This is a genomic window from Methylobacterium oxalidis, from assembly GCF_007992195.1.
Taxonomy (GTDB): domain Bacteria; phylum Pseudomonadota; class Alphaproteobacteria; order Rhizobiales; family Beijerinckiaceae; genus Methylobacterium; species Methylobacterium oxalidis.
The window spans coordinates 45407-59475 of record NZ_BJZU01000033.1; the positions used below are offsets into that span (position 1 = coordinate 45407).

12 protein-coding genes are annotated in these 14069 nt (G+C 72.6%); 7 read left to right on the forward strand and 5 right to left on the reverse strand.

The features are described 5' to 3' along the window. The first annotated feature begins 137 nt into the window (after positions 1 to 137). From MOX02_RS09985 to MOX02_RS10000, 4 genes are all read left to right on the forward strand, one after another. A complete protein-coding gene (locus MOX02_RS09985; protein WP_147025645.1) occupies positions 138 to 1856 on the forward strand; it encodes an L-lactate permease in 1719 nt (572 codons plus the stop codon). Positions 1857 to 1992: 136 nt separating this feature from the next. Next, entirely contained in the window at positions 1993 to 2526 is a 534-nt protein-coding gene (locus MOX02_RS09990) for a GNAT family N-acetyltransferase (RefSeq protein ID WP_170267782.1), read from the forward strand. Between the two features lie 79 nt (positions 2527 to 2605). Continuing rightward, positions 2606 to 2899, forward strand: coding sequence for a BrnT family toxin (locus MOX02_RS09995; RefSeq protein WP_147025646.1), 294 nt, complete (start codon positions 2606 to 2608; stop codon positions 2897 to 2899). Then, positions 2877 to 3179, forward strand: a complete 303-nt coding sequence (locus MOX02_RS10000; protein ID WP_147025647.1) for a BrnA antitoxin family protein — start codon at positions 2877 to 2879, stop codon at positions 3177 to 3179. Before MOX02_RS09995 ends, MOX02_RS10000 begins: the two co-directional genes overlap by 23 nt. A 22-nt stretch (positions 3180 to 3201) precedes the next feature. On the opposite strand, the gene trmFO is transcribed toward MOX02_RS10000, so the two are convergent. Then, positions 3202 to 4635 (reverse strand): methylenetetrahydrofolate--tRNA-(uracil(54)-C(5))-methyltransferase (FADH(2)-oxidizing) TrmFO, encoded by a 1434-nt coding sequence (gene trmFO / locus MOX02_RS10005; protein WP_147025648.1) that lies wholly within the window; start codon positions 4633 to 4635, stop codon positions 3202 to 3204. Between the two features lie 133 nt (positions 4636 to 4768). On the opposite strand from trmFO, the gene MOX02_RS10010 reads away from it, so the two are divergent. After that, positions 4769 to 5407 carry an FUSC family protein gene (locus MOX02_RS10010; protein WP_147025649.1) on the forward strand — a complete coding sequence of 213 codons (639 nt, stop codon included), beginning with the start codon at positions 4769 to 4771 and terminating at the stop codon, positions 5405 to 5407. Between the two features lie 9 nt (positions 5408 to 5416). Here the strand turns inward: MOX02_RS10010 and MOX02_RS10015 are convergent, their stop codons facing one another. Next, the gene (locus MOX02_RS10015; RefSeq protein ID WP_147025650.1) at positions 5417 to 6391 is read right to left on the reverse strand and encodes a S1C family serine protease; all 975 of its coding nucleotides are present in this window, start codon (positions 6389 to 6391) and stop codon (positions 5417 to 5419) included. A gap of 318 nt (positions 6392 to 6709) precedes the next feature. Between MOX02_RS10015 and MOX02_RS10020 the strand changes: the two genes are divergently transcribed. After that, positions 6710 to 7261 (forward strand): sigma-70 family RNA polymerase sigma factor, encoded by a 552-nt coding sequence (locus MOX02_RS10020; protein ID WP_147025705.1) that lies wholly within the window; start codon positions 6710 to 6712, stop codon positions 7259 to 7261. Continuing rightward, entirely contained in the window at positions 7258 to 7959 is a 702-nt protein-coding gene (locus MOX02_RS10025) for an anti-sigma factor (RefSeq protein ID WP_147025651.1), read from the forward strand. The genes MOX02_RS10020 and MOX02_RS10025 overlap by 4 nt, the downstream gene beginning before the upstream one ends. A gap of 93 nt (positions 7960 to 8052) precedes the next feature. On the opposite strand, the gene MOX02_RS10030 is transcribed toward MOX02_RS10025, so the two are convergent. The 3 genes from MOX02_RS10030 to uvrA all read right to left on the reverse strand — a co-directional run bounded on the left by MOX02_RS10030 (position 8053) and on the right by uvrA (position 13715). Further along, on the reverse strand, positions 8053 to 8613 hold the full coding sequence (locus MOX02_RS10030) for a fasciclin domain-containing protein (protein ID WP_147025652.1): 561 nt from the start codon (positions 8611 to 8613) through the stop codon (positions 8053 to 8055). Between the two features lie 292 nt (positions 8614 to 8905). Then, positions 8906 to 9847: a transporter family protein gene (locus MOX02_RS10035; RefSeq protein ID WP_147025653.1), complete on the reverse strand. Its 942-nt coding sequence runs from the start codon at positions 9845 to 9847 to the stop codon at positions 8906 to 8908. Positions 9848 to 10475: 628 nt separating this feature from the next. After that, the gene (uvrA, locus tag MOX02_RS10040; protein WP_238179075.1) at positions 10476 to 13715 is read right to left on the reverse strand and encodes an excinuclease ABC subunit UvrA; all 3240 of its coding nucleotides are present in this window, start codon (positions 13713 to 13715) and stop codon (positions 10476 to 10478) included. Positions 13716 to 14069: the final 354 nt, after the last annotated feature.

The window sequence follows — 14069 nt, forward strand, 5'->3', positions numbered from 1 at the left end:
CGGGTACGCGCAAATTCGACGGCCGCGCTACAAAGCCCCTGAACTCATTATTCCCCGCGTTGAGCCGGCTGTGGGGCTCTGCTAGCAAAGCTCCAGGGCCCGGCGGGAAGATCGGGCAACGGAGGAGCGCGACGCCCGTGGAAACCTGGAATCAAGTCTACGACCCGTTCGGGAACGCGTGGCTCTCGACGCTCGCGGCCGCCCTGCCGGTCGTCGCGCTGCTCGGGATGATCGCGAGCGGCAAGGTCAAGGCCCATATCGCGGCCGTCCTGTCCCTGGTGATCGCGCTCCTCGTCGCGATCGTCGCCTTCGGCATGCCGACGGGCCTGGCTCTGCGCGCCTCCGCCTACGGCGTGGCCCTCGGCCTGTTCCCGATCGGCTGGATCATCCTCAACGTCATCTTCCTCTACCGGCTGACGGTGGAGAAGGGCTGGTTCGCCACCCTGCAGCAATCGGTGGCGGGCATCACCACGGACCGGCGCATCCAGCTCCTGCTGGTGGCCTTCGCCTTCGGCGCCTTCTTCGAGGGCGCGGGCGGCTTCGGCACCCCGGTGGCGGTGACGGGCGCGATCCTGATCGGCCTCGGCTTCTCGCCGCTCGCCGCCTCCGGCCTCTCGCTCATCGCCAACACGGCGCCGGTGGCCTACGGCGCGCTCGGCGCCCCGATCCAGGGCCTCGCCTCGGTCACGGGCTACGACCCCTACATCCTCGGCGCCATGATCGGGCGGCAGCTGCCCTTCTTCTCGGTGATCGTGCCGTTCTGGCTGATCTGGGTGTTCGCGGGCTTCCGCGGCATGATCGCGGTCTGGCCGCCGATCGCGGTCTGCGGCGTCTCCTTCGCGCTGGCGCAGTTCCTGATCTCGAACTACATCAACCCCTGGATCGTCGACATCGGCGCCTCGCTCATCTCGATGGGCGCGCTGGTGCTGTTCCTGAAGGTCTGGCGCCCGGCCCAGGTCTGGACCTCGCCGGCGCTGCGCGGCAACGACCCCTCGATCGGCTACACCTCCGAGCCGCGGCCCGTCGCCCTCGGCGCGGGCGTGCCCGGCGAGATGCCCCGCGTCCACACCGGCGCCCGCACCGCGACCTCGAGCGAGATCGCCTGGGCCTGGGTGCCGTGGATCATCCTCTCGGTCGTCGTGGCGATCTGGGGCACCGGCTGGTTCAAGAGCCTCGTGAACCCGATCTTCACGATCAAGTACGAGGTGCCGGGCCTGCACAACGTGATCATGAAGGTGCCGCCGGTGGTCGCCAAGGCGCATCCGGAGGCGGCGGTCTTCGCCTTCACCTACATGTCCTACACGGGCACGGGCGTGCTCATCGCCGCGATCATCTCCGGCCTGATCATGCGCTTCTCGCCCTGGCGCCTCGTCACGGCCTATCTCGAGACGATCTGGGTCCTGCGCTACTCGCTCATCACCATCGCGGCGATGCTGGCGCTCGGCGTGCTCACCCGCTACGGCGGCGTCGACGCCACCCTCGGCCTCGCCTTCGCCGGCACGGGCATCCTCTACCCGTTCTTCGGCACGCTGCTCGGCTGGCTCGGCGTGGCGCTGACGGGCTCGGACACCGCCTCGAACGTGCTCTTCGGCGGCCTGCAGAAGATCACCTCGGAGCAGCTCGGCCTGTCGGGCATCCTGATGGCCTCGGCGAACTCGTCGGGCGGCGTCATGGGCAAGATGATCGACGCGCAGTCGATCGTCGTGGCCTCCACCGCCACCGGCTATTTCGGCCAGGAGGGCAAGATCCTGCGCTTCGTGTTCTGGCACTCCATCGTGCTCGCCTGCATGGTGGGCGGCCTCGTGATGCTGCAGGCCTACGTCTACCCGTTCAGCGCGATGGTCATCCACCCGTAGCGCCGGCGCGCAGCCTCGACCGACCCAAGCCCGCCCCGGCCCCGGCCGGGGCGGGTTTTTTGTCGCGCCGCGCGGGATTACCGGCGCGCCGACCCGCGTGCCTTTCCGCCGTCCCCGCCGGCCCCACCTGAGGGGGATGTTCCTGTTCCGGCGCGCCGCCCCGCGTGACAGCCTCGCGACCCTGCCCGGGTTCGAGACCGAGCGCCTGCGCGTCGCCGCCCTCGTCGCGCGGGACGCCGAGGCCCTGCGCCGGCTCACCGACGACCCGGCCATCACGGGCGCCGTCGACTTCCTGCCCGAGCCCTTCACGCTCGCGGACGCGCGCGGGCTGATCGCCTCGGCCCGGCGCGGCAGCGACCGCTTCAACGGCGTCTGGGAGCGGGAGGGCCGGGCCCTCGTCGCCGTGGTCGGCACGCACCTGCGCGGGGAGGGGGCGGTGGAGATCGGCTACTGGGTCGGCGGCGCGGCGCGCGGCCGGGGCATCGCCACCGAGGCGGTGGCGGGCATCCTCGACCTCCTCGCCCGCCGCTTCCCCCACCGCAGCGTCGTCGCCGAGTGCCGCCCCGGCAACGTCGCCTCCTGGGGCCTGCTGCGCAAGCTCGGCTTCCGGGACACCGGCGAGGAGGGCCACCGGCCGGGGCGCAGGCTGCTGATGCTCGCACGCCCGTGAGGATGCTCACGGGGTGGACGGGCTCGGATCGCCGCCCCGCACCCGTCGCCCGCATGGCCATCATCCTGTACATGAGGGCATGGGCGAGGGTGAGCGCACCGTCTGGGACGATCTGAAGAACGAGGCCAACATCCGCCTGCGGGCGATCGATTTCCTCGATCTCGACGAGGCGTTCGACGGACGCTTCGTCCTGTCCCGCGAGGACGAGCGACGCGACTACGGCGAGCAACGCTTCAACATGCTGGTCGAGGTGCAGGGCATCGTCCTCAACGTCACGTTCACGCCGCGCGGGGACAGGCAGCGGATCATCTCCGCCCGCGTCGCCAGCCGAAAGGAGAGGAGACTCTACCATGCCCGACGGCAAGACGGCTAAGCCCGCCAGGGGCCGGACCGACTGGGCGGCTCTGCGGGCCCTGTCGGAGGACGAGATCGAGCGGATCGCGGCCGGGGACGCGGACAACCCCGCCACGGTCGACGAGGCGGAGTGGGCGCGGGGCACGGTCGGCCTGCCGCCGCGCAAGACCGCCATCCACGCGACCTTCGACCAGGACGTGGTGGCCTTCTTCAAGCAGGGCGGCCGGGGCTACCAGACCCGCATGAACGCCGTGCTGCGCCGCTACATGGAGGCCCAGATCGCCAAGAAGGAGGGCTGACGGCGAAGGGTCGAGATCCGGCCTACTCCGCCGCCGCCCGCGGCTCGCCCGCGCCGGCGATCCAGGCGGCGAGGTCGGCCCGGGCCCGGTCGGTCAGCGCCCGCTTCTTCAGCGCCGCCTTCTCGGGGCCCCGCAGGCGGCGGCCGGTCTCGTTGCGGGGCGCGCGCTCCAGCGGCGGGAACAGCCCGAAATTCACGTTCATCGGCTGGAACGAGCGGGGCGCGTTCGCCTCCCGCTCCGCCCCCCCGGTGAGGTGGCCGCCCGTGATGTGGGCGATCAGCGCGCCGAGCGCCGTCGTCTGCGGCAGCGGCGGCAGGGTGTCGCCCCGCGCCTCGGCGAGCGCGAAGCGGCCGGCCATCAGGCCCACCGCCGCGCTCTCGACGTAGCCCTCGCAGCCCGTGATCTGGCCGGCGAAGCGCAGCGAGGGCCGGGCCCGGAGCCGCAGCGTCGCGTCGAGGAGGCGGGGCGAATCGAGGTAGGTGTTGCGGTGCAGGCCCCCGAGCCGGGCGAACTCGGCGTTCTCGAGGCCGGGGATCGTGCGGAAGATCCGCACCTGCTCGGCGTGGCGCAGCTTCGTCTGGAAGCCCACCATGTTGTAGAGGGTGCCCAGCGCGTTGTCCTGGCGCAGCTGCACGATGGCGCAGGGCTTGACCGTGGGGTCGTGCGGGTTCGTCAGCCCCACGGGCTTCATCGGGCCGTGGCGCAGGGTCTCGGGGCCGCGCTCGGCCATGACCTCGATCGGCAGGCAGCCGTCGAAGTAGGGGGTCGTGCCCTCCCACGCCTTGAAGCCCGTCTTCTCGCCCGCGATCAGCGCCGCCACGAAGGCGTCGTACTGCGCCCGGTCCATCGGGCAGTTCAGGTAGTCGGCCCCGGTGCCGCCCGGCCCCGGCTTGTCGTAGCGCGACTGGAACCACGCGCGCCCCATGTCGATGGAGTCGCGGTGCACGATCGGCGCGATGGCGTCGAAGAAGGCGAGGGCGTCCGCGCCCGTCAGCGCGCCGATCGCCTCGGCGAGGGCGGGCGCGGTCAGCGGGCCCGTCGCCACGATGGTCGGCCCCCAGGATTCGGGCGGCAGCCCGGCCACCTCCTCCCGCACGATCGTGACGAGGGGGTGCGCCTCGAGCGCGTCCGTCACGGCCCGCGCGAAGCCCTCGCGGTCGACGGCGAGCGCCCCGCCCGCCGGGACCTGGTTGGCGTCGCCCATGCGCATGATGAGCGAGCCGAGGCTGCGCATCTCCTGGTGCAGGAGGCCGACCGCGTTGCCCTGCGCATCGTCCGAGCGGAAGGAGTTCGAGCAGACGAGCTCGGCGAGGCTGTCGGTCTGGTGGGCGTCGGTGCCGCGCACCGGCCGCATCTCGTGGAGCACGACCCTGTGGCCGCCGCCCGCGATCTGCCAGGCCGCCTCGGAGCCGGCGAGCCCGCCGCCGACGATATGGATGGGATCTCGTGCCGTCATCCGGAGGATCTAGACCCGCCGGCGGGGCCGATCAACGGCGGCGGGGCGGATGGCGGCCCGGGCTGAACCGCGGCCCCGGCCGCGCGGTTGGTGCCCGGCATGAGCGCGCGCGAGCGCGCGGTCGGTGCCCGGCATGAGCGCGCGCGAGACGGCGGAGAGAGGCGGCCCGCAGGCGGGAGAGGGGGCGGAGGCCGCGCTCTCGGCGGAGGCCGCGCGGGCCCGCGAGGCGCGCGACGTCAGCCGGATCGGCTGGCTGCGCGACCAGCTCCGCCGGGTCGCCAAGCGCCTGCCCCTGCACCGGCGCCTCACCCGCGGCACGGCGCACGGACTGATGTCGGCCTGCGCGGCCCTCGTCGCCTACCTGCCGACGCAGGCGCTGGGCCTGCGCGAGGGGTTCTGGAGCGCCATCACGGCGCTCGCGGTGGCGCAGACCGAGTTCGGCGCCACCCGCTCCACCGCCCGCGACCAGTTCACGGGGGCGGCGATCGGGGGTCTGATCGGGCTCGGCGCCGCCATGGCGGCGGGGCCGAGCCTGCCCGCCTACGCGCTCGCCGTGCTGCTCTCGATCCTGGCCTGCTGGCTCGTCAACGTGGCGAGCGCCGGGCGGCTCGCCGCCATCACGGCCACCATCCTTCTGCTCGTGCCCCATGTCGGCAGCGTCGAGCGGATGCTGGGCTCGCGGGTGTTCGAGGTCGGCTGGGGCGTGTGCGTGGCCATCGCCACGGTCTGGGTCGTGACGCGGGTCAACCGGCGCCTCGGCGTCCGGTTCTGAGGCCGCGCCTCAGTGCAGCGGCGGGCTGATGAGGAAGCGCTCGCGGTCGCCCGAGACCAGGGAGAGCTTGACCGTCCGCCCCTCGCGCAGGACCGTGAGCGGCACCCGCACACCCGCCTCGCCGAGCGCCCAGACCCGCCGGAAGAAGTCCGCGAGGTCCCCCACCGGCTCGCCCGCCACCGCCTCCACGAGGTCGCCGACGCGCAGGTCCCCCGCCTCGGCGGGGCCGTTGTCGGCGAGCCCCATCACCGCGATGCCCTCGTCGGTCTCGGTCGCGTAGAGCCCGAGCCAGGGGCGGGGCGGCCGGTTCGGGCGGCCGCGGGCGGCGAGGTCGTCGAGGATCGGCGGCAGGAGATCGATCGGGACCACGAGGTTGATCGGGCGCCCGCCCGACGCGCCGCCCTGCTGCAGCTGGAGGGAGCCGATGCCGACGAGGTCGCCCTCCGCGCCGATCAGGGCGGTGCCGCCCCAGTGCGGGTGCGAGGGCGCGATGAAGAGGGCCTCGTCGAGGACGTACTCCCAGTAGCCCGCGAATTCCTGGCGGCCGATCACCTGCGCGGCGACGCTGTGGCCGCGCCCGCCGGCACCGGCCAGCACGGCCCGGTCGCCGGGCCTGAGGCCGGCGGAGCGTCCGATCCGCAGCGCCGGCAGGGCGAGGTCGCCGAGCGCCTGGACGAGGCCGAGGCCGGAGGCCGCGTCGAAGCCGACCACGTGGCCGGGCACCGAGCGCCCGTCATGGGTGGTGAGCCAGACCGTGTCGGCCTCCATGATCAGGTAGCCGACCGTGAGGACGAGCCCGTCCTCGCGGATCAGCACGCCGTTGCCCGCCCGCTCGGTGCCGAGCGTCTCGGCCGTGAAGGCTTCCGGGGGAACCCGCGTCGAGAGGGCGACGACGGCGCTGAGCGCCCGGTCGAGGTCGTAGCCGTAGTCGCCGGGCTTGGGCTGCACGGAAGCGGGGATCTTCCAGTCGCCGTGCGAGGCCATGGCGGTCGCGTCCTTTCGGGGCCGGCAGGGATTTCGAGAGGGTCAGAGATAGGTCGGAGACCCCGGCCCGACAGCCTCCGCGCGGCGAAGCGTCCGGCATCGGGACGAGCGGCCCGCACCGGCGGGAAAAGGCCGGCCCGGGGGCCGAGCGGCAGGCACCCGGGCCAAGCGGCGCCGTATGGCGCGGGCGGCGGCGCTGCACTACCATCCGCGCCGGATCGGCCCGCGCCGGGACGGGGCCTCGCGCCGCACGCCCGGCGCGCGTCCGGCGGGGCTCGAGGGAGGCGCCGGGTGACCGAGCGAGAAGGTGCCAGCCCCGTGCGCGACGACGCGACCCTTGTGCGGCTCCTCGACGCGGTGGCGGCCCGGGACGAGGCGGCCCTGCGCCGCCTCTACGACCTCACCGCCCCGAAACTTCTCGGCGTGATCCTGCGTATCCAGCGCGACCGGTCGGCCGCCGAGGACACCCTCCAGGACGTCTTCCTGCGGGTCTGGCTGGCGGCGGGCTCCTACGCGCCGGAGGCGGGGCGCCCGCTCACCTGGCTCTGCGCGATCGCGCGCAACCGGGCCATCGACGCGGTGCGCCGCCGGAGCGAGCTCCAGGGTCCGGTGCTGGAGGACGGGGAGGATTGGTTGGAGCGGCTCGCCGATCCCCACGACAGCGAGGGCGCGATCCTCGGCCGCGACGCGCTGCGGGCCTGCCTCGCGCGGCTCGACCCCACGCACCGGGACTGCGTGGTGCTGGCCTACTGCGAGGGTTTCTCCCGCGAGGATCTCAGCGCGCGCTTCGGGCGGCCCGTCAACACCATCAAGACCTGGCTGCACCGGGCGCTGGCCAGCCTGAAGGGCTGCCTGGAGGCGGCCGCGTGAGCGCCGGGCCGGAGCCGGCCGGGGACGCGGCCGGCGAGTACGTGCTCGGCACGCTGGGGGGCGCGGAGCGGGCCGCCTTCGAGCGCGCGCTCGCGCGGGAGCCGGCGCTGGCCGCGGCGGTGCGGGACTGGGAGCGGCGCCTCGCCCCCTTGGGCCTCCTCGCCGCCGAGGTGCGGCCCGGCCCGGAGGTCTGGGAGCGGATCGCCCGGGCGCTGCCCGGGGGCGCGGCCGCCAACGACAACCCGGACGGCCCGCTCGTGCGGCGGCTGCGCTTCTGGCAGGGGACCGCCGCCGCCGCGACCGTGCTGGCGGCGGGGCTCGCCGCCTTCCTCCTGACGCCCCGGCCCGAGCGGCGGGAGGGCGCCCGCTACCTCGCCGTGGTGACGAGCGGGGGCGCTGCCCCCGCCCTCGTGGTCAGCATCGACACGGCGACGGGCGAGACCGCCGTGCGCCCCGTGGCGGCCGAGGCGCCGGCCGGGCACAGCCTGCAGCTCTGGTACGTCGGCACAGACGCGACCCCGCGGCCGCTCGGCCTCGTCGGCACCGGCGCCGCGCGGGTGAGCCTGCCCGAGGCCGCGAGGGCGGGGGCAGGGGCGGGCGAGGGCGTCCTCGCCGTCTCGGTCGAGCCGCCGGGCGGCTCCCCGACCGGCCTGCCGACCGGCCCGGTGCTCTACACGGGCAAGCTGATCCGGCAGTGAGGGAGGCGCCGCGCGAGGCGGCCGGCTGCCCGCCACCGGACCGGCCGGACGGCCGAGACCGGCCCCGCCGCGGCGGGACCGGCCGTTCGCGCATCAGGGCTGGAGCACGCCGTCGATCACGTGGATGACGCCGTTCGACTGCATCACGTTGGCGACGGTCACGGTCGCCCGGTTGCCCTTCGCGTCCGTCAGGTAGACCGTCTTGCCCTTCGTGGTGACCGTGAGCGGCGTGCCCTGGACGGTCCTGAGCTGGGCCATGCCGCCGCCGTCCCTGGCCATCGCCGCCAGGTCCTTCCCCGTCAGCGTGCCGGGGACCACGTGGTAGGTCAGGATCGCCGTCAGGGTGCCCTTGTTCTGCGGCTGGACCAGGGTCTCGACGGTGCCCGGCGGCAGCTTCGCGAAGGCCGCGTTGGTCGGCGCGAAGACCGTGAAGGGACCGGGACCCGACAGGGTCTCCACGAGGCCCGCGGCCTTCACGGCGGCGACGAGGGTGGTGTGGTCCTTCGAGTTGACCGCGTTCTCGACGATGGTCTTCGAGGCGTACATCGGCGCGCCGCCCACCATCGGGTTCTTGGCGAGCGCGGCGCCGGGCAGGGCGAGGCCGGCGGCGAGGGCGAGGGCCGCGGCGAGCCGGGCGGCGTGCGTGGAGATCATGAGCGTTTCCTCTTCTCGGTCCGCTCCTCGGCGGAAGCGGCCCGGCCCCCTACGGCGGGGAAAGAGGAAAGGTTTCGCGCAATCGAACTGCGCGGGAGGCGTTTCCGCGAACCCGTCCCGGCTGCGCCGGCAAGGCGCCGTCCTCGGGCCGGCGGGGGGCCAGGCCGGACCCTCTCCCGGGGCGGTCGCGAGCCCCGAAACACGAAAAACCGCCCGATCCCGAGGGAGCGGACGGCTTCGTGATCCGGCCGGGTCCGGCCCGAGTCGCCTCGGGCCGGGTTGGCGCGTGATCTCAGTACTTGCGCACCAGCGGGGCCGGGGGCGGCGGCGGGGCCGCGGCCACGGTGTAGAGCGGGGCGATGACGCGGAAGAAGCCTTCCGTCACGTAGTTCTCGCGGCCGCGGAAGTCGACGGCGGTGGTGGCGACGTGGCGGGCGACGTAGCCCTGCACGGTGAAGGGCCCGAAGTCGTAGCCGATGAGACCGCCGAGGGCGAAGTAGCCCGAGCGGCCCGGAGCGAACTGGTTCGGCAGGGTGGTGGTGCCGTAACCGATGGCGCCGATCTCGAACTTGCCGAACTTCTTGGTCGCCGTCAGGTCGAGGTTGAGGCCGTCCGACGGGAACTGCGGGCCGAGAACGCGGCCCGGGCCACCGAAGAAGGCCGGCGTGTCGTAGAAGTTGTAGGTCAGGTTCGCGGTCAGGTTCCAGCCGTCGCCGGTGTAGCTGATGGCGAAGCCCTGGCGGTAGGTGTTCGAGGCCAGGAAGGCCGGGTAGCCGAGGACGGCGCCGCGGCCGCCGTTCAGCTCGTTCAGGTACACACCGGCGAGGTAGCTGACGCCGACGTTGTTGCCGAGATCCCAGGCGAAGATGCCGCCGATGAAGGTGCCGACGTTGATCGAGCTGTCACGCAGGCCCGGGTTCACGCCGCCGCGGCCGAAGGTGAAGACGGTCGGCGGGGCGACGGCGAGCTCGACGCGGGCGTCGAGGATCTTCCACGGGGTCGACCACAGCAGGATCGGGATGTTCACGGCGGTGTCGACGCCGCCGAGCGGGCCGACCGAGTCGGGCGCGCGGTAGGTGAAGGTGTTCAGGGCGTACACGCCCTCGGGCAGCGGAGCGCCGACCGCGAGGCCGACCTGCTCACCCGGAACCGTCGTGGTCTGGGCGAAGGCGGCGGTCCCGGTCATGCCGACCGAGAGCGCGACCGCTCCCGCGGCGAGCCAGTTCTTCATCATTTTATCTTTCCTTCCCAAGGATTTCAGGCGTCCGCCCCGTAGCCTTGTGCACAGCATTGCCGGTCCGCCGACCGAAGTCGGCTCCCGTCGCAACGGTGCCAAGCGCCCCCTTACGGCCCCACCTCAAGTCTCAACGCTGAGAACTATTCTACAGCCGCGCTCGGATTGACAGTGGAATGCCTGCCATCCGGGCAGATCGGACCTGACCGTTGCGCAAAAGCCGCATTTTTGCCGCGTTGCAACAGCCCCTGGTCGTGGGGACACCTCGCCTTACTCTTGCGGGAACGGGCCCCTCCGGGGGCGGCCGGCCAGCAAAATAGCGCAGAATGCTCAAGCTCTTGCCCCGGGTTCCGGAACCGGGACGATTGCGCAAGGGCGCCGTGAGGATTGGGTAAGGCTCAACCCAGGATGCGAAGCGTCCGCTGGCGGACCGGCCCGGGGCTGGGGACAGGCTGGGGACGGGGCGGCCCCGCGCGGGAAGCCCCGGGGCCGCCGAATCGAAGCCGGCGGCGGCTTTTTTCGAGACGGCGGCGGCCTTGTCGAAGCCGGCGGCAGCCTCGTCGAAGCCGGCGGCGGCCTCCTTGAAGCCGGCGGCGGCTCGCGAATCGCGCCGCCGCCTCGGCCGCGCCTACTCCGCGGCGGCGCGCCGGGCCGGATCGGTGGCGGGGCGCCGGGCCAGCACGTCGCGCAGGAAGCGGCCGGTGTGGCTCGCGGTGGACTTGGCGATCTGCTCGGGCGTGCCCTCGGCCACCACGGTGCCGCCGCCGTCGCCGCCCTCGGGGCCCATGTCGATCACCCAGTCGGCGGTCTTGATGACCTCGAGGTTGTGCTCGATCACCACCACCGTGTTGCCCTGGTCGACGAGCTCGTGAAGCACCTCCATGAGCTTGGCCACGTCGTGGAAGTGCAGGCCCGTGGTCGGCTCGTCGAGGATGTAGAGGGTGCGCCCCGTGGCGCGCTTGGCGAGCTCCTTGGAGAGCTTCACGCGCTGCGCCTCGCCGCCCGACAGCGTCGTCGCCTGCTGGCCCACATGGACGTAGTGCAGGCCGACCCGGGCCAGAGTCTCCATCTTCTCGCGGATCGAGGGCACCGCCTTGAACAGGTCGGCCGCCTCCTCGACCGTCATGTCGAGCACGTCGGCGATCGACTTGCCGCGGTACTTCACCTCGAGCGTCTCGCGGTCGTAGCGGCGGCCCTTGCAGACGTCGCAGGTGACGTAGACGTCCGGCAGGAAGTGCATCTCGATCTTGATGACGCCGTCGCCCGAGCAGGCCTCGCAGCGCCCGCCCTTCACGTTGAAGGAGAAGCGCCCCGCCTGGTAGCCGCGGGCCTTGGCCTCGGGCAGGCCCGCGAACCAGTCGCGGATCGGCGTGAAGGCGCCGATATAGGTGGCGGGGTTCGAGCGCGGCGTGCGCCCGATCGGCGACTGGTCGATGTCGATGACCTTGTCGAGGTTCTCCAGCCCCTCCAGCCGCTCGTAGGGGGCCGGGTGCTCCAGCGCCCCGTTCAGCTTCTTGGCCACCGCCTTGTAGAGCGTGTCGATCACGAGGGTCGACTTGCCGCCGCCCGAGACGCCGGTGATGCAGGTGAAGGTGCCGAGCGGCACCTCGACGGACACGTCCTTCAGGTTGTTGCCGCGCGCGCCGACGAGCTTCAGCTTGCCCTTGCGCGCCTTGCGGCGGGCGGCGGGCGTGCGCACGGTGAGCTCGCCCGTGAGGTACTTGGCGGTGAGCGAGGCGGGGTGGGCCAGCACCTCCGCGGGCGTGCCCTGCGCGATGATCTCGCCGCCGTGGATGCCGGCGCCGGGCCCGACATCGACCACGTAGTCGGCCTGCAGGATCGCGTCCTCGTCGTGCTCGACGACGATCACCGAGTTGCCGAGGTCGCGCAGGCGCTTCAGCGTGCCGAGCAGGCGCTCGTTGTCGCGCTGGTGCAGGCCGATCGAGGGCTCGTCGAGGACGTAGAGCACGCCCGTCAGCCCCGAGCCGATCTGCGAGGCGAGGCGGATGCGCTGGCTCTCGCCGCCCGAGAGCGAGCCGGAGCCGCGGGCGAGCGTCAGGTACTCGAGCCCGACATCGACCAGGAAGGTCAGCCGGTCGCGGATCTCCTTGAGGATCCGCACCGCGATCTCGTTCTGCTTGGGGTTGAGCCTCTCGGGCAGGTCCGAGAACCAGCGGTGGGCCTCCCGCACCGAGAGGGCGGTGACCTCGCCGATGTCCTGCATCGCCACCTTCACGGCGAGCGCCTCGGGCTTGAGCCGCTTGCCGCCGCAGGATTCGCACGGCGTCTCGCCCATGAAGCGGCCGATCTCGTCGCGGGAGGCGTCGCTCTCCGTCTCCTTGTAGCGGCGCTCCAGGTTCGGGATCACGCCCTCGAACGGCTTGTTGACCGCGTAGGCGCGCATCCCGTCATTGTAGTCGAAGCGGATCGACTGCCGGCCCGAGCCGTACAGGATCACGGTGCGCGCCTCCTCGGGCAGGTCGGCCCAGGGAACGGTCGTCTTGAACCCGTAGTGCCGGGCGAGGGCGTCGAGGGTCTGCCCGTAATAGGGCGAGGTCGATTTCGCCCAGGGGCCCACCGCGCCGCGCTTCAGGCTGAGCCCGGAATCCGAGATCACGAGCTCGGGGTCGATCCGCATCTCGTGGCCGATGCCGCCGCAGGTCGGGCAGGCGCCGAACGGGTTGTTGAACGAGAACAGGCGCGGCTCGATCTCGGCGATGGTGAAGCCGGAGACCGGGCAGGCGAAGCGCGACGAGAAGGTGATCGACTCGGGGGCCTCGCCCTCCGGCGCGTCGGCGAACTCGACGAGCGCGACCCCGTCGGCGAGCTCCAGCGCCGTCTCGAAGGATTCGGCGAGCCGCGAGCCGATGTCCTCGCGCACCACGATGCGGTCCACCACCACGTCGATGTCGTGCTTGAGCTTCTTGTCGAGCTTCGGCACGTCGTCGATCGGCACCATCTCGCCGTCGACGCGCAGGCGCTGGAAGCCCTTCTTCTGGAACTCGGCGATCTCCTTGCGGTACTCGCCCTTGCGGCCCCGCACCACCGGGGCGAGCAGGTAGAGGCGGGTCTTCTCCGGCAGCGCCAGCACCCGGTCGACCATCTGGCTCACCGTCTGGCTCTCGATGGGCAGGCCGGTGGCCGGCGAGTAGGGGATGCCGACCCGCGCCCAGAGGAGGCGCATGTAGTCGTAGATCTCGGTCACCGTGCCCACCGTCGAGCGCGGGTTCTTCGAGGTGGTCTTCTGCTCGATCGAGATGGCGGGCGAGAGCCCGTCGATCTGGTCGACGTCGGGCTTCGACATCATCTCCAGGAACTGGCGCGCGTAGGCCGAGAGCGACTCGACGTAGCGGCGCTGGCCCTCCGCGTAGATCGTGTCGAAGGCGAGCGAGGACTTGCCGGAGCCGGACAGCCCGGTGAACACCACGAGCTTGTCGCGCGGGATCGTCAGGTCGACGTTCTTCAGGTTGTGCTCGCGGGCGCCCCGCACGGAGATCACCCGGGTGTCGCGGGCCTCGTCGAACAGCGCCCCGAGCCGCGCGTCGGCGGATCGTTCCCGGGCGGCCTCCTGCGCCACCGCCTTGGCGGCCGCCCTGACCGCCGCGTCGGCGGGCGGCGTCAGGGCCCGCGGGCCCGCGCCGGCCGGGATGCCCGCACCCGCCTCCCGGGTCGCGGCGGCCTTCGCCGCCACCGTCCTGTCGCCCGTCTTGCCGCCCGTCTGGCCGCCGGCCGGATTGGCGGCCCCCGTCTTGGCGGCCCCCGTCTTAGTGCCTCCCGTCTTGGCGCCTCCCGTCTGGGCGCCGCCCGGATTGGCGGCTCCCGCCTTGGCGGCGGGCTTCGGGGCGGCTTTGGCGCTGGCTTTTGCCATGGGCGGGCAGGTCTCTTCGCAGTCTGTCGGTCGGCGGCGGGCCGGACGCGTCCCGGCCGGCGGGCCGGCCCGCGCGGCGCCGGCGCGCCCCGGCAGGGCAACGCGTCACCGGCTCCGCGTTTCGATGAAGCGCAGGATTTTGTCGGAAAGCCGCAGGGTACCGTTCCGAATCCTGCTTTAGAACAAACACGGTACAGGAGCAAACCCGAACCCCGCCGGGAGACTCGGGGCCGGCCGCGCGGAGGAGCACAGTGTTCGCCGCACATCCGCGGGGCACCAATGCTCAAATTTGCTGCTTCTGAGCAAATGTTGAGCAGTAGCCGGCAGCAGAAACCCTGAATTTACACCGATCGG